Here is a 14,902-nt window from a genome sequence, read left to right as displayed (position 1 = left end):
GCATCTCACTAAGGAGAAACCACCATGGGAACACTCACCGTCGCCATGTTCATGACCCTCGACGGCTACACCGAGACGGCGGACGGCGAACTGATCTCGCCGGACTGGTCGGATGACATGCAGCAGTACTGGTCCGGCGCGAACGCGCACGAGGGCCAGACCCTCCTCTACGGCCGGGTCGCCTACGAGTTCAACGCCGGCTACTGGCCCACCGCGGCCGCCGACGAGAACAATCCGGAGGACTACCGCGCCTTCGCCCGCACGATGAACAGCCTCCCGAAGGTCGTCGTCTCCGACACCCTTGAGACCCCCGGCTGGAACACCACCGTCGCCCGGGGTCCGCTCCCCGATGTCATCGCCCGCCTCAAGCGCGAGATCGACGGCGAGATCGTCGCCGTCGGAGGCCTCTCCCTGGTCGAGTCGCTCGTATCGGCGGGGCTCGTCGACCGCTACCGCCTGCTCCTGATGCCGCGCCTTGCCGGAAGCGGGCGATCGGTGTTCGCATCCGGCGGTCCGGGTGCCGACCTGCAGCTGGTGTCGTCGCGGACGATGGACACGGGGGCGCTGCTGGTGGAGTACGTGGCGCGGGGGTGACGGGTCGCCCAGACGCCGACGACGGCCTCAGGGCTCGATGATCCAGTCCCGTTCAGGCGGCGAAGGCGGGTGATGCGGAAGAGGCACCCCGCCTTCCTCCACGTACCGAGCCCGAGCAGCATCCAGGCTCTGACTACCGTTCGGCCCGCCACGCACGATGTGGCTGTCGTGATCGTCTTGGCCGTCGTCCTCCCAGCCGCACTCATCGCAGGACTCGTAGCCGGCCCGCTTGCTCAGGGTGACGTGGCCGCAGCACGGACAGGAGTACGGTCCCTCGGATGCCGGGGCCCACACGTTCTCGAAGGAGACGTACCTCTCGAACCACGCCGCTCGCATGGCCAGGATCTCATCGTCGCTGAGCGCGGGATCGTCGCCGGGACCGCGCACGACGTGTCTCCGCTCCGGCTCACGGCGTCGTTTCATGCGGGCAAGCATAGCCATACGGCACGAGGGAGTGGCCCGAACATGAGCAGCGGTTGTGAGCGTCCCTCACTTTGGGGCGTTCGGTTGGCACCCGGTGCTGGCTAGAGTCAGGGCACTCGATAACTGGGGGAATCACAATGCACATTTCGGCCCGGCCGCTCATCCGTCACGCGTTCATCGCTGCTGCTGCCCTTGTTGCGGCTCTCGTCGTAGCAGCTCCACTTGCTGGGCCCTCGTCCAGCGCTATCGCTGTCGAATCACAGGCAAGTTCGGCGCAGCTCGCGACCACCTCGTCGAAGTCGAAGACCGTACCGAACGTCGTCGGCAAGACCGCTTCCGACGCCAAGGCAGCACTGAAGAAGGCCGGGCTCGGTTACACGTATAGCCCTCCGAGCGGCAGCGTCGTCATCCTGTCCAAGAACTGGACGGTCACGAAGCAATCACCGAAAGCAGGGTCGAAGGTCAAGTCCGGTACCAAGATCAAGCTGACCGTCGTCAAATCGTCGAGCCTGAAGGCCGCCGCCCCGTCCGCGGCACCGACGCCGGCAGGCCCGGTGCTCAGCGTCGCTCAGCAGCAAGCGCTCCTCGCCGCAAAGGGCTATCTGAGCAGCGGTATGGGCTTCAGCTACCAAGGCCTGATCGATCAGCTCACGTCGCCGTACGGCAACGGATTCGCTGCGGCCGACGCGACTGCTGCCGTGGACTCGCTTCACGCCGATTGGAACGCCCAGGCCGTGATCGCCGCGAAGGGGTACTTGTCGTCAGGCCAGGGGTTCTCGCACCAGTCGCTCGTCGACCAATTGAGCTCGCCGTACGGCAACAAGTTCACCCCCGAGCAGGCGGAGTATGCGGCCGGCCAGGTCGGCCTGTAGACGAACCTCTCCCTCTTGGTGGGCCGACCTGCCCTGACGCCCTCGGTCTCCGCACCGCGGTCTCACCTCCGATGTCCGCGGTCCCTGCGACGATTCACCTGAACGCACGTTCGACGGATCGGAGGCCGAGATGCGGGGCGAGGCGACCGTGCTGCATGCCGACCTCGACGCCTTCTACGCCTCCGTCGAGCAGCGCGATGCGCCGGAGCTGCGCGGCCGCCCGGTCATCGTCGGCGGTGGCGTCGTGCTCGCTGCTAGCTACGAGGCGAAAGCGCGCGGGGTGCGCACCGCGATGGGCGGCCGGCAGGCGCGCGACCTGTGCCCCGAGGCCGTCGTCGTCCCGCCTCGAATGGATGCGTACTCCGCCGCGAGCAAGGACGTGTTCGCGATCTTCCGCGATACGACCCCCATCGTCGAGGGACTGTCGATCGACGAGGCCTTCCTCGAAGTGGGTGGGCTCCGACGCATCGCCGGCACACCCGAGCAGATCGCGACGCGCCTGCGGGAACGCGTTCGCGCGGAGGTCGGACTCGCCATCTCGGTCGGGATCGCCCGAACGAAGTTCCTCGCGAAAGTCGCAAGCGCCGTGAGCAAACCCGACGGCCTCATCCTGGTGGAACCCGACCGGGAGCAGGAGTTCCTGCTCCCGCTCCCCGTGGAACGTCTCTGGGGCGTCGGCGCCGTCACCGCAGAGAAGCTCCACCGCCTCGGTATCCGCACCGTCGGTCAGCTCGCCGAACTCGAAGAAGCCACCACCGAGAGGCTGCTCGGCAAGGCGGCCGGCGCGCACCTGCACGCCCTGGCCCGGCTGCGCGACCCCCGCCCGGTCAACGCGACGAAGCGCCGCGGATCCATCGGCTCACAGCGCGCACTGGGCAGTCGTCCGCGGACGCCGGGGGAGCTCGACCTCATCCTGACCCAGATCACCGACCGGCTGGCTCGACGGCTGCGGGATGGGGATCGCACCTGTCGCACGATCGTGCTGCGGCTGCGCTTCGGCGACTTCGCCAGAGCCACGCGATCGCGCACGCTCGGCTTCCCATCGGACCGCACCTCGGTGCTGCTGACCGTGGCCCGCGGCCTCCTCGCCGCGGTTCAGCCCGAGATCGGCGAGCGGGGAATCAGCCTCATCGGCATCTCGCTCTCGCACCTTGGCCGATCGGATACCTTCCAGCCCGAACTGCCCATCGACTGGGATGACGGGGCGCGTCTCGACACCGTGCTCGACGCCGTCCGCGACCGCTTCGGGGCGACCTCGGTCGCGCGCGCCGCACAGCTCGGTCGCGATCCCGGCTGGTCCACGCCGCTGCTCCCCGAACACCAATAGGGCGACGCCCCGGTTCGTCGGAGGGCGCGAGGTCCACATCCCAGACACAGCAAAGGGCGCAGCGGATGCTGCGCCCCTTCTCGTCCGGCTGACGTGGTTGCTGCGGTCAGCGGCTGATGTACTCGCCGTCTGTGTCGTGCTCCAGCGTGTAGTACCGGGTGCTGCCAGTCTGTGCTGACAGTGCCCAGGCGCGCTCGAAGCGTCCGCCGGTCGAGTCGTACTCGACGACGATGCGGTCTGCAGCGGTGGGGAGCTGCGCGGTCCACTGACGGGGCGAGCCCAGACCCTCGGCCTGGAGTACCACCTGCGGACCTGCTGCCTGCGGGCGGCTGGTGAGTTCTGCCACCTTCGCGGCGTCCAGCCGAGCCTCGGTGATGGTGCGTTGCGTGAGTTCGACGTTCATTGCGACCTCCAATATAAATAAACGTTTAGTTGTATGGTAGATCATGTCCAGGCAAAAGAAAAGCGGGAGGCGCCATGGCCAGACGGTACGACCGGGATGAGAGCATCCGACTGCTCCTGGAGGCGAGTGCCGAGGAGTTCGCCCGCCATGGCGTCGGGGGCGCGCGCATCGAGCGGATCGCCGACCGCGCCGAGGTCAACAAGGCGTCCATCTACTCCTACATCGGCAACAAGGACGACCTGTTCGAAGCGACCCTGCAATCCAAGCTCGGCGAGCTGGCCAAGACGGTGGCCATCCAGTCCGACGACCTCGCCGCGTACGCCGGCGACCTGTTCGACTTCCTCACCGCGGATCCGTCCGTGGCCTGGCTGTTCGAGCAGGAGGGGCTGCATTACGGCGCGGACGATGTGCCTGCCCTCGCTGAGCGGTCCGACTACTTCCAGTCCCGGGTGGCCGCCGTGCGTGCCGCCCTCGACAGCGACGGGGACGCGGATGGCGACGCGGAGGCCATCTTCTTCTCGATCATCGCCATGTGCTACTGGTTCGTGGCAGCGCCGCAATTGGTCCGGATGGTGTTCGGCGACGTGTCCGATGAGGAGGCCAAGCGCCGCTACCGCAGCCACGTCGTGGCGACGGCGGAGGCCATGGTCACGCGGCGAGGTAGTACCGTCCCGTAAGTAGGCGCCTCGCACATCAAGGGAGAGAACGGGATGAGACCGCTTCGCTACGCCATCAACGTCACCCTCGACGGCTGCTGCCATCACGAGGCGGGGCTTCCCCCGGACGAGGAGTCGATGCGCTACTGGACCGCGGAGATGGAGCGAGCCGACGCCCTCATCTTCGGGCGGGTGACCTACGGGATGATGGAGTCCGCGTGGCGGCGGCCGGCCTCCGGCACCTGGCCCGAGTGGATGGACGAGTCGCAGCTCCCCTTCGCCGAAGCCATCGATGGGGCGAAGAAGCACGTCGTGTCGAGCACACTGGGCGAGGTCGACTGGAACGCCGAACTGCTGCAGGGCGACGTGGGGCAATCGGTGGAACAGCTCAAGCAGCAGCCCGGCGAAGGCCTGTTCGTCGGCGGGGTGACGCTCCCCCTCGCGCTGGCGGATCTGGGGCTGATCGACGAGTACGTGCTCGTCGTGCATCCCGTCATCGCCGGGCACGGGCCGACGCTGCTTGCGGGTCTGCGCGAGCGCATCCAGCTGGACCTCGTAGATCGCCGGGACTTCCGGTCAGGGGTGACCGCGCTGCGATTCCGGCCCAGCTAGCGGGAGCGCGGGATGATGGACTCATGCCCGCCCCTCACCGCCCCGGCCTTACGGTCGACTCGGGACTCACCATCCCCGAGTCCGAGCTGTCGTGGCGGTTCTCGCGGTCGTCCGGTCCCGGCGGGCAGGGGGTGAACACGGCCGACTCGCGGGTGGAACTCGTGTGGGATGTGGCGGGTTCCGCCGTTCTCTCCCCCGCGCAGCGCGAGCGGCTCCTCGAGCGTCTGGGCGGTCGCCTCGTCGACGGGAAGCTGACGATCGCCGCATCCGAGCACCGCGCACAGTTGCGCAACAGGGAGGCCGCGCGCGCTCGGCTGGCCGACATCGTGGCTGACGCCCTCCGGCCGCCCGCGGCACCGCGACGACCGACGAGGCCGAGTCGCGGCGCCAGGGAACGGCGTCTGGATGCGAAGAAGCGGCGCACGGACATCAAGCGGCTGCGTCGCCCTCCTCACGACTGAGCGTCTCGGGATTTCGGGCGGAGCACCCACGGATCGCGACAGGAGACGTAGCCTCGCATCGTGAAAACGAAGTGGTTGTTCCTCGTCATCGGCATCGTGCTTGTCCTCATCGGACTGCTGTGGACGCTTCAGGGGTTGAACGTGCTCGGCGGTTCCGTCATGAGCGGGTCCCCGCTGTGGGGCACCATCGGCCCCATCGTGCTCATCGCCGGCGTCGTGCTGATCATCGTCGCGCTGGTGCGCCGGCGCCGGCGCTCAGACACCTGACGACGCCCGCGTTTTCGGCGGCGAGCTGGATGCGGTGCCCGGGGGACGAAGCGGACGACCGCTCCTCCCCCGCACCGCCTGGGTGGGTTGGGTCAGACGCGCCGGCTTCCCGTGAGCATCCGGACGAGGAAGACGATGGCCGCGATGACGAGGAGCACGATCCCGACCCAGAGCAGGAAGTTCAGCGACGAGACGAACCCTCCCGTGAGCAGGAGGATGATGGCGATCACAGCGATGATGATGAGCAGGATATTCATCAGTTGACCCTTTCTGGTCGGGGGTTGATGGCTCCACGCAACCACCGGCGAGGGTGCGGCGCCTCACCCCTAGGGGTGTAATGTGCGGCCATGTCGGCAGCCCCGGACGTAGCAACCAAGCCGTTCACGATCGCCCTCGTGGACGACTACGACGTCGTGCTGCTGGGCCTCGCGCACATGCTGGATGACTTCCGCGACCGGTTGGTCGTCGCCGAGATCGACGCGAACGCCCCGCTGGATGAGCCGATCGACGTCGTCCTGTACGACGCGTTCGCCCAGCCCGAGTCCGGCCACGCGCAGATCGGCGAGCTCGTGAGGAACCCCCGAGCCCGCCACGTCGTGGTCTACACGTGGAACTTCCATCCCGAACTCATCGAGAGCGCCAGCGCGCAGGGCGTCCACGGCTACCTCTCGAAGACCCTCACAGCCTCAGAGCTGGTCGCCGCGCTGGAAGCCGTGAACTCCGGCCAGATCGTGGTGAGCGACTCCCCCGCGCGAGCCCGCAGCGCCGAAGAACTCGACTGGCCCGGCAAAGAGGAGGGCATCACCGACCGCGAGTCCGAGATCCTGGCCCTCATCACGCAAGGTAAGAGCAACGCGGCCGTCGCCGAACTCACCTACCTCAGCCCGAACACGGTCAAGTCGCACATCCGGAGCGTCTACCGCAAGATCGGCGCGAGCAGCCGCACGCAGGCGGTGCTGTGGGGTGTGGAGCACGGGTTCACGCCGGATCACCGGAGGATCGAGCGGTGGGTGGCTCGTGAGTGAGGGCAATTTGGTGTAGTGCGCGCGATTGAGCCGCGCGTGGACACAGCGATGGTGGGTGAGTCGGCTCACCTACAGGTCAACAGCGATCAGGCCGTTCGATAGCGCACCTCACGGAATTGTGCCCCGGAGCGCCTGAGCTATTCCGCAGCACAAAACGCTTAGCCTTATTTCGATGCCGAGCCGGCGCGCCAATGTCAGTGGCCCGTCGTAGCGTGGGCGCGTTATCAACTCGCGAAAAAGGATTGCATGTGCCAAACCAGATGCCCGTAATCGACCTCTTTTCCGGCGCCGGTGGTCTAGGTCTCGGAGCCCAGCAAGCGGGCGGCGACCTTCGACTGTCGGTCGATAACGACATTCATTCAGTCGAGACGATGAATTCGAATCCGACACTCCATGGCGGCAAGGCAGAGGTCGGCGATGTGACGAAATCGACCGGCTCTGAACTACGGCGCTCCGCCGGTCTGGGAAGGACCGACGATCTCGTGGTGGTCGGTGGCGCACCGTGCCAACCTTTCAGCAAGGCCGCCTATTGGATCGATCCCGGGCAGGAAGCCGCATACCGACGGGCTCGGGCACGTGGTGAGAACGCCGAGAGGCCTCAGGAGCCGATAGTTGCACGTCCGGATAGCCGCCGGACGCTCGTGCACGAGTTTTGGCGCTTGGTACGGGAGGCGGACGCGACAGGCTTTGTATTCGAGAACGTTCCGAGCATTTTGCACCCTCGTAACAAGCACATATTCGCCGCACTTCGCGAAGACGCCGAAGCGGCCGGATATAAGACGACTACGGTCGTCGCGACAGCGACCAATTATGGCGCACCTCAAACACGACAGCGTGTATTCCTCTTGGGGTCGCTGAACGAGGCTCCAGTGGCACCCGCCCTAACTCACTCAGAGACATCTGCCGAGGGCATGCTGCCCTGGGTGACGGCAGGCGATGCGCTAGCCCGCTTTGAGGGTCCAGAGTTCGCCGAGGCGGACGAAACCATCACGGGCCGCTGGGCTAGTCACCTTCGCGACATTCCACCCGGAATGAACTACAAGTTTCACACCGCCTGGGCGGGGCATCCTTCGCCAACTTTCGAGACTGAGACGCGCTACTGGAATTTCCTGCTCAAACTTGATCCTAACCGCCCATCGTGGACCATTCCCGCGAGCCCCGGGCCTTGGACCGGTCCCTTCCACTGGAGCGGACGTCGGCTCCGGATCGCCGAGCTCGCCGCACTTCAGTGTTTCCCGGACGGCTATAGATTTGCGGGTCCACGTCGTGAGCAGGTTCGCCAAATAGGTAATGCTGTTCCCTCGGTGATGGCGGCCGCGATGGTCGGCTCCGTCCTAGAGTCCGTCAACGCCCTTCGAGCGGCCGCGTGATGGCCCCGAAGCTCAAAGCGCTCAGCCTGTTCTCGGGCTGCGGCGGCCTTGACCTGGGCATCCGTGAAGCCGGATTCTCAATTGTCGCCGGAGTGGACACCGACCCCTTTTCCGCGCGCAGCCACGCTAGGAACTTCCCGACGTCCGGGTTCTTCGAGGGGAGCATCAGCGACTTCACCCAGCAGGCTGCGGTCGACCTTGTCGGGAAAGAAGCACTGGAGGACGTTGACCTTTTGGTCGGCGGACCCCCCTGCCCGCCTTTTTCCAAGAGCCGGTTCTACCGCACGGATAAGCCACGGGCGATGAGCGACCCTGTGGGCGAAGTTACAATCAATGGCTATATCGACACTCTCAAGTGGCTGAGACCTAGGGCGTTTCTACTCGAGAACGTCGCGGGAATGAACTTCAAAGTCCACCGCGAGACCCTCGACTTCATTCTCGATTCGGCGAGAGCCCTCGGATATACAACATCGACTCGAGTGCTCAATGCTGCTGACTACGGAGTGCCCCAGATTCGTCAGCGCTTCTTTATTGTCGGCACTCTCGCCGGCAAGTTCGAATGGCCCGAGCCGACGAACCGAGATCCCGCGGATCGGTCGAGTCCTGACCTTCCGCCATGGAGGACGGCAGGAGAGGTGATCAGCGATCTTGACACCGAAGAGAACGCGAACGATGCTGGCCACGTCGCCGGAGGGAAGCACCGCGAATTGCTCAAGCAGATTCCGCCAGGCGATAATTACCTGTTCCTCACCGCAAAGCGTGGCCACCCTGACCCGCAGTTCGAGTGGCGCAAGCGCTACTGGTCGTTCCTGCTAAAGCTGAGCCCCGACTTGCCTTCATGGACTATTCAAGCTCGTCGATCGAACAATATGGGGCCGCTGCATTGGCGTAATCGCATCCTTCGAATTGAGGAGGTAAAGCGGCTACAGACCTTCCCGGACGATTGGTACCTTGAAGGCAATGTAGATCAGCAGTGGAGGCAGGTCGGAAATGCCGTTCCGCCGATGCTGGCTAATGCGCTCGGAGCACAACTCGCGCATCACTTGCGCGCACAGTCCCGCGACCAGGTTGCTGCCTAAATGGCCGAGAACAGTGCGCCCAAACTCCCTCCGATCGTGGAGTTCACTCCAGAACAACTTGGGGGCTTCGACGAAATTTTCGTTGCGCTCGCGATCGTCAAGAATAATGCCGGCGATCGTGCGAAAATCGTTGAAGCGGTTCGCGAAACTTGGTTTGCTAACTCAGCGCTCCATTATTTGGATCCCGACAAGCGGCTGATACAACAACTCAAACGTGCGGGTAACGTCATTTCTGGAATGCGCGCTCTCGGCCTACTTACGGACAATCAGAGCAAGCCAGCGCTAAGCAGCTTCGGCGAGGAAATCCTGGGGCTGAAGTCAAATCCTGAATTCGCCGCTAGGAAGTTCGCCACGTTCCTCCTGCGCGAGCGTCGTGGTATTGAGTTGCTTGAGGCCGCACGAGCCGTCCGCCGGCGCGCCGGACAGGTTACGAAGGCAGCGGTCGACAAGGAACTTCTATCCCGCGGGTATGCAGTGCCGACGAACAGCAGCAATTCTGGCAAGTTGCGCCAATGGCTGGGAACCGCGGGCGTAATTGACGATCACTGGGTCATCAACGAAGACGTCTTTGCTGACCTTGCGGGGGTGAAATCATCTGAAATAACAGACTGGCGGAAACTAACACCGCTCCAACGGACAACGCTTGAGATTCTCCGGATTAGAGCGGACGGGAACGGGGCGCCGATCGCTTCACCGGATCTACTTGACCTTTTGCGCCAGCGTGGCGCCGATTTCAATGGGGGTCAGGTCAAGCGCGACATTTACAAGCCTCTCGTCGATAACGGATGGATTACGCAGACCGGTGCGACCAAAGGACGCGGTGCCAAGGGCGGTGCGATTGCGCCCACAGACAAGACACTCAAGCTGGATGTCGCCCTGATCGATGGGCTTGCCCTAGGTGCTCTGCCCGCTGAGTTGCAAGAGCACCTCGGGCGTCCGCTCCCGGAAGTACTCAAAGATCTTGAGTCGACGGACAAACACATAAAGGGTCTTGCCCTCGAACTGTTGGCTTTGAAACTGGCCGCGGACTGCGGGCTCATGCCGGTTGATCTTCGCGTTCGTGGCGTAGCAACTGGTGGGGCGGAGGTCGATCTCGTAGCCGAGGGCGCGCATCTCCATTTCTCACGCTGGCTGTTTCAATGCAAGAACCAGATAGCAACGGTCGACCTCGGCGTTTTGGCGAAAGAGCTCGGCATGGCGACTCTGCTCCGCGCACAGGTTGTCGTAATCGTGACAACCGCCGCATTCGCAAAATCGGTCCGCGACTTCGCACGTCAAGCCGCTGAAACGACAGCGATCCAGGTAGTGCTCCTCGACAAGTTGATACTCGAGAATTACGCCCACCAGGGGCCAATCGCGCTTCGCGAAGAGTTGCACAGCCGCGCCGTGGAGGTGCTGACACTGAAACGTTCGCAATTAGACGAAGTGCCCCTCGAGTAGGGGTGTCTTGCGCCGGGGCCGTGCGCAGGCGTCACAGAACTAAAGGTGAGTCGTGAGTACTAAATTGCGGTCTCAATGGAGGGCATAGAGCCTTTCGCATCCACGTCTAACGCGGTCAGCTAACTATCTTCTTCGCGTGGGCTCGGAACTTGTCTACGGTCCACAGCCTGAAGTCTTTCCCGGAAACAGCACGCGCTTCAGCGACGAGAATTGGGTGAGGGACCGAATTGCGACTCCAGTCCGCTTTCGTGTCGTTGGTGACCATGACAACGGCGTCGACCTCGCTCAAGTCCGCGCGCGCGAGTCCGTACAGGAAGTCCGCCCAGAGGAAGTAGTCACCGAAATTCCTGGCATCATCGCGAAAACCAGGCGGAGTCTTAGTCTCTTTCCGGACAAGTGCAAGGTTGTAGAAAGCAGTCCTGGGGACGTACGACACCTCTCCCCTGTCGAGCAACACCTTCAACGCGCCATCGAACTCTTCCAGCGCTTTGGCGTCCGTCCAATCGCCGTGAAAAGCGATCAGCGTTTGCATCGCTGCGCGTGCGTCCTCGCCGGGCGGGCCAAGCTCTTGACCGATCAGGCTCATCTCGCTCTCTAAGTCGGCCAGCTTTCGCGCGACTATTCTTGCTTTGGGTTCGACGCCTGCAAGAAAATTGTTCCAGAGCTCCTGTACGGCCTGTCCGGGAATCACGATGGGTCCTTGATGAACCTGGTTTAGATAATCGAGAGCGTTACCGCCCTGAACGCCCAGGCCCACACGGAATATCGCGTTCGTATCAAATCCGAAAGCCAGATTGAGGTCAGCATTCAGTTCCGGACGCCTGCCATCTTCAGCGAGCCCATTGTAGAGCTCCCTTAGGGAGTCCGGAGCGAGACTCCGGTCCAGGGCCTTCCACACTGTCGCAAGTGGACCGGACTCAAACGGCCCACCAGAAGCGTCATACGGTGTGTGATCCATCAAGTCGTCACCGGTACCAAATGTCTGCTGCAAGCGCGGCCATCTCTTCCCCAACTACAGAAATCTCATCCACCCCCCACGTCGAGAACGACTCAAGCTTTTCGGTCCATTCGCCCGGTACCCCTCTCGGCAGCAACTCGGCCCGGAAGCCGCTCCAAGTGGAGCTCCCCATCGGCCGCCGAGACTCGTTGGCTAGGAAAGTGTTTCCCACAGTAGACACCCAGTACGCCGCCCGATCCTCGTCGGCTGGGGTCCACTCGCTATTTCGTGGCTTGATCAGGTAAACGTAGCCCTCGAGGTTAGGGGTGATCGTGTTCTGCAGAACGGAGCTTCGAATAACCCCAAGAACGTTCCGGTTCATCGATCTATTCGAAACTCGAATGCGGAACTCCTCACCGTCGGGTTCCAGATCCGAAAGTGACTCGAGCGGTCCTTCCCAAGCTCGCTCCGCAGCAATTCGCTGGGCAACCTGCCCAAACCGGCGCTCGACGTTACCTGTGCCTAGATTTCCAACAACGATTCGCTGGACCACGAGTTGAAGCAATCGCCGCATACCCTCGGTAGCGTTGGCGGTCTTAGCCATCGCAAGGATGATCGGCCGCACGGAAACGACGTTCAGTGCATTTAGTATCGAGAAGACTGCAAGCTGCGCCGAATCTGCGGGCCCATCCAACGTCGGATCGTCGGTCTGCGCATATAGCGGCAGCTCGAGTTCCAAGAGTGAAAGCAATTCATCGGGTGACATTGGCAACGCCTTCGAGGCAGCGCTCTCGCCTCTGCCCGTGAGGACGTCATATAGGTCCCTGGGCAGCACATGCCCGCGCACAATTGTGACTGCGTGGCGAATAAACTGTACAAAAGAGCTCGAGGCCTCCGCCGAGAAGGTCTCCGCAATCCGCTGCCACTGTTGATATCGTGCCTCCCGCCTATCGGCGCTAGTTTGGCTGAGCACATAGCTCTTTAGCAGATCGGCAGTTGTAAGCTCTCTGCCTCGAGTATTAATCACCTCAAAGACGCGATAGGCAGAAGCCGGGTCCGGATGCACGAAAACTGCAAAGTAGAGCTTATTCGTGATGAAGTCGGCCCATGTTCCAAGGCGTCTAAATGGATCATCTGTGAGGTCCTTCGCTAATGCGTCGGACAGAATTCCATATGCATTGATGAGGTGAGTAGAGACGGAGAAGTCGTCTGTGGATGACTTTGACAACAGCGTCGCGGGCGTGGCGAGGATCTGCCGCAGCGTGTCATCATCGGTTCCCGACGAAAGTGAAACCCTCGGGACTTCCGCATCGGTCTGGAAGTCAATGCTCTTCAGGAAGGTCGACTGCAGGCGTTCGGCCAATGCTCGACGTTCATATTTCAAAGCCTCGTGATAGAGCGCCGCCACCAGCAGCGTCAGAGTGAGGAGCCGCTGCTGACCGTCAACCACATCCTTCGAGTGCCCTTTCCCCGTCACGATGACTAGCCCAAGAAAGTAGGTTTCATCATTGAGAGCCGTGGACAAGTCCCGGAAAAACTCCGTGACCTCGTCGTCTTCCCACGCGTACTCCCTCTGAAAGCGAGGAACGTGGAAGCGTCCACCGGAGAACAAACCTCCGGCGGTCGTGGACGATGCAGCAAGTTGCGTCTCCATGAGGCGACCATATCGAGTAGTCGAGCATGGGCCTAGGTCTACTCAACGGCGAGTCAGAGGAGAAGGGTTTTCGGGCGTCACTGTCGTGGTACGAGGGAGGCCATGATATATCGGCCATGTTAGCCGTCCGCGTGGAGGGGTCTATGCCAGCAGTAGCAGTGCCAGGACTTCAAACCAGGAGGAAACGATAGAGTGCCGACTCCCTTCCCAAGTATGCAAGCACCCCTCCCATTGATTCGGCGAATTCTGCGCCGCGAGCTCGCGCTTCGATCCAAAAGCTCTTGTCCGCAATTGCGCTGTAGGAGTCTTCCTTCGATCCGGCGAAGTTTTCAAGGAACCAAGCATAATTTTCCACAGCCGCGTCGACGATAGCGGGCTCGTCGCAGCCGTCTCGGATCTCCAGCATTCGTTGGAGAGGCGACAGGGGAAGCATGTGGCGAACATCGTCCGGGGCCACAGGCGCACCTCCAGCAGACTTCCACAGCAGATACGCAATCGTAGAATGACACATCCAGAGGCGGCTGAACTTCAGCTTGATGTTCCTTAGCTGGTTCCGCCGACGCCATCGCTCTGCGTCATAGCCGGAAGGCATTCCGCCGAGCCGCTGCGATTCGTAGTTCAGGCAGAGCGTTTTCCAATACCGCATTATATCGTTGACCAGGAAAACGGGAAGGAAGCTCTTTGAATTCTGTGGGTAGTCACGCCAGTACATGTCGATGACATGCTCAGCTACTCGAGCGTGCGCGGGACTATTCGCGATAACTCGGCTTTCCAAAAGCAGCAGTAGACGAGCGGTGAACGTGTTGTTGTAGTCATCGACGGGATATCCCGCCTGACGGACTAAGTCGGACGACGAATGCACTTCGAGATGAATCCCGTCGCCCGAGAATCGGGGGAATCCGGCGTCTCGCGATGCTCGGATGAGGTCGGCTTTCAGCAGTGTTGCATCGAGCTTGGACATCCGAAGTTCGCCGCGTGACTCGTCGGCGGTATCAACCAAGAAGATATCGAGGTCGCTATGTTCGTTCGCCTCGCCTCGGGCTATCGAGCCCGTAGCGTAAACGCATATTTGCCCCAGGTTATCCACGGGAAGCCGATCGGTGAGGCTCTTCAGACGCGCCTCAGAGAGCTCGGCACGCTCAAGGAATACTTGAGGAACGTTGCTCAAAGCTCTACTCCGATTCCTTGCCACTCACGAATGGCTTGAAATTCCTGAGCCTGCTTCAGCGCATCATCGCGCGGATCGTGGCTGTGAGGAACATGCGACTCCATCCAACGCGGGATGCTACTTCGACCAGACTGAGCAACTGGTCGATCAAACCGAACTGAGATGGCCGTCTTCAAGTCAAAACCCGACGAGTATCCAAACGGACTTGCTCCGCAATACCGCACGAAGTACCAATGCATGAACATCCAGTCGAATCCGACGGGGGATGCGACCATCACTGGCCTGCGACCAGACGACCTATTGCGAATCCATTCGGCGGCGGATCGCATGGCAACTTCGGGCGTATCACCGTCCCGAGCGAGGCGCGTTCGGTCCAGCCTGTTCACTTCCAGCGCCTCATGCTCGAACTTGTCAGAGATCGGCTTCAACTCCCAGTAGCCGGTTTCAGGCTCCTCCGGACCTAGATAGCGAACTCCATTGTGTATTCCGGCCTCAACAATGGCAAAGGACAGCAAACTGTACTCGCCGGGTATGGGACCGTCGGTCTCGACGTCGACGCTGAAATAGACATCTTCCTCGCTTAGCGCACCTTCTCGACTTCGATCCAGATCCAT

18 protein-coding genes are annotated in these 14,902 nt (G+C 62.3%); 11 read left to right on the top strand and 7 right to left on the bottom strand.

Annotated elements, in window-relative coordinates; translation table 11 throughout:
• The first annotated feature begins 24 nt into the window (after positions 1-24).
• Positions 25-594, top strand: a complete 570-nt coding sequence (locus tag AXZ95_RS16325; RefSeq protein ID WP_018191722.1) for a dihydrofolate reductase family protein — start codon at positions 25-27, stop codon at positions 592-594.
• 27 nt (positions 595-621) lie between these two features.
• On the opposite strand, the gene AXZ95_RS16320 is transcribed toward AXZ95_RS16325, so the two are convergent.
• Entirely contained in the window at positions 622-1,017 is a 396-nt protein-coding gene (locus AXZ95_RS16320) for a CPCC family cysteine-rich protein (RefSeq protein ID WP_231374454.1), read from the bottom strand.
• A gap of 137 nt (positions 1,018-1,154) precedes the next feature.
• On the opposite strand from AXZ95_RS16320, the gene AXZ95_RS16315 reads away from it, so the two are divergent.
• Together AXZ95_RS16315 and dinB are read left to right on the top strand one after the other, a co-directional pair.
• The gene (locus AXZ95_RS16315; RefSeq protein WP_018191724.1) at positions 1,155-1,889 is read left to right on the top strand and encodes an Ltp family lipoprotein; all 735 of its coding nucleotides are present in this window, start codon (positions 1,155-1,157) and stop codon (positions 1,887-1,889) included.
• A 130-nt stretch (positions 1,890-2,019) separates the two neighbouring features.
• Complete coding sequence (gene dinB / locus AXZ95_RS16310; protein ID WP_018191725.1) at positions 2,020-3,216, top strand: DNA polymerase IV; 1,197 nt, start codon at positions 2,020-2,022, stop codon at positions 3,214-3,216.
• 106 nt (positions 3,217-3,322) lie between these two features.
• Here the strand turns inward: dinB and AXZ95_RS16305 are convergent, their stop codons facing one another.
• Positions 3,323-3,619 (bottom strand): hypothetical protein, encoded by a 297-nt coding sequence (locus AXZ95_RS16305; protein WP_018191726.1) that lies wholly within the window; start codon positions 3,617-3,619, stop codon positions 3,323-3,325.
• Between the two features lie 74 nt (positions 3,620-3,693).
• Here AXZ95_RS16305 and AXZ95_RS16300 point away from each other — a divergent pair, with 74 nt between their 5' ends.
• From AXZ95_RS16300 to AXZ95_RS16285, 4 genes are read left to right on the top strand one after another with little or no spacing between them, the layout of a single operon-like run.
• On the top strand, positions 3,694-4,296 hold the full coding sequence (locus AXZ95_RS16300) for a TetR family transcriptional regulator (protein ID WP_018191727.1): 603 nt from the start codon (positions 3,694-3,696) through the stop codon (positions 4,294-4,296).
• Positions 4,297-4,329: 33 nt separating this feature from the next.
• Entirely contained in the window at positions 4,330-4,887 is a 558-nt protein-coding gene (locus tag AXZ95_RS16295; RefSeq protein ID WP_018191728.1) for a dihydrofolate reductase family protein, read from the top strand.
• Positions 4,888-4,910: 23 nt separating this feature from the next.
• Positions 4,911-5,348: an alternative ribosome rescue aminoacyl-tRNA hydrolase ArfB gene (gene arfB / locus AXZ95_RS16290; protein WP_018191729.1), complete on the top strand. Its 438-nt coding sequence runs from the start codon at positions 4,911-4,913 to the stop codon at positions 5,346-5,348.
• Between the two features lie 60 nt (positions 5,349-5,408).
• The gene (locus AXZ95_RS16285) at positions 5,409-5,615 is read left to right on the top strand and encodes a hypothetical protein (protein WP_018191730.1); all 207 of its coding nucleotides are present in this window, start codon (positions 5,409-5,411) and stop codon (positions 5,613-5,615) included.
• 92 nt (positions 5,616-5,707) lie between these two features.
• On the opposite strand, the gene AXZ95_RS19680 is transcribed toward AXZ95_RS16285, so the two are convergent.
• Positions 5,708-5,872, bottom strand: a complete 165-nt coding sequence (locus AXZ95_RS19680) for a hypothetical protein (protein WP_018191731.1) — start codon at positions 5,870-5,872, stop codon at positions 5,708-5,710.
• 90 nt (positions 5,873-5,962) lie between these two features.
• On the opposite strand from AXZ95_RS19680, the gene AXZ95_RS16280 reads away from it, so the two are divergent.
• From AXZ95_RS16280 to AXZ95_RS16265, 4 genes are all read left to right on the top strand, one after another.
• Positions 5,963-6,640 carry a response regulator transcription factor gene (locus tag AXZ95_RS16280; protein WP_026307256.1) on the top strand — a complete coding sequence of 226 codons (678 nt, stop codon included), beginning with the start codon at positions 5,963-5,965 and terminating at the stop codon, positions 6,638-6,640.
• 248 nt (positions 6,641-6,888) lie between these two features.
• Positions 6,889-8,010 (top strand): DNA cytosine methyltransferase, encoded by a 1,122-nt coding sequence (locus AXZ95_RS16275; protein WP_196802442.1) that lies wholly within the window; start codon positions 6,889-6,891, stop codon positions 8,008-8,010.
• A complete protein-coding gene (locus AXZ95_RS16270; protein ID WP_081626630.1) occupies positions 8,010-9,089 on the top strand; it encodes a DNA cytosine methyltransferase in 1,080 nt (359 codons plus the stop codon). The genes AXZ95_RS16275 and AXZ95_RS16270 overlap by 1 nt, the downstream gene beginning before the upstream one ends.
• Positions 9,090-10,529, top strand: a complete 1,440-nt coding sequence (locus tag AXZ95_RS16265; protein WP_081626613.1) for a restriction endonuclease — start codon at positions 9,090-9,092, stop codon at positions 10,527-10,529.
• A 115-nt stretch (positions 10,530-10,644) separates the two neighbouring features.
• On the opposite strand, the gene AXZ95_RS16260 is transcribed toward AXZ95_RS16265, so the two are convergent.
• The 4 genes from AXZ95_RS16260 to AXZ95_RS16245 all read right to left on the bottom strand — a co-directional run bounded on the left by AXZ95_RS16260 (position 10,645) and on the right by AXZ95_RS16245 (position 14,902).
• Entirely contained in the window at positions 10,645-11,427 is a 783-nt protein-coding gene (locus tag AXZ95_RS16260) for a PIN-like domain-containing protein (RefSeq protein WP_133638941.1), read from the bottom strand.
• 67 nt (positions 11,428-11,494) lie between these two features.
• Positions 11,495-13,120, bottom strand: coding sequence for a DUF262 domain-containing protein (locus AXZ95_RS16255; protein WP_081626614.1), 1,626 nt, complete (start codon positions 13,118-13,120; stop codon positions 11,495-11,497).
• 169 nt (positions 13,121-13,289) lie between these two features.
• Positions 13,290-14,288, bottom strand: a complete 999-nt coding sequence (locus AXZ95_RS16250; protein WP_166645325.1) for a nucleotidyltransferase domain-containing protein — start codon at positions 14,286-14,288, stop codon at positions 13,290-13,292.
• Complete coding sequence (locus tag AXZ95_RS16245) at positions 14,285-14,902, bottom strand: hypothetical protein (protein ID WP_081626615.1); 618 nt, start codon at positions 14,900-14,902, stop codon at positions 14,285-14,287. The genes AXZ95_RS16250 and AXZ95_RS16245 overlap by 4 nt, the downstream gene beginning before the upstream one ends.

Origin of the sequence: Leifsonia sp. 115AMFTsu3.1 (genome assembly GCF_004362795.1) — a bacterium.
Classification (GTDB): domain Bacteria; phylum Actinomycetota; class Actinomycetes; order Actinomycetales; family Microbacteriaceae; genus Leifsonia.
Note: the sequence above shows the minus strand (reverse complement) of the source record. Positions and strands in the feature narration are given on the sequence as shown.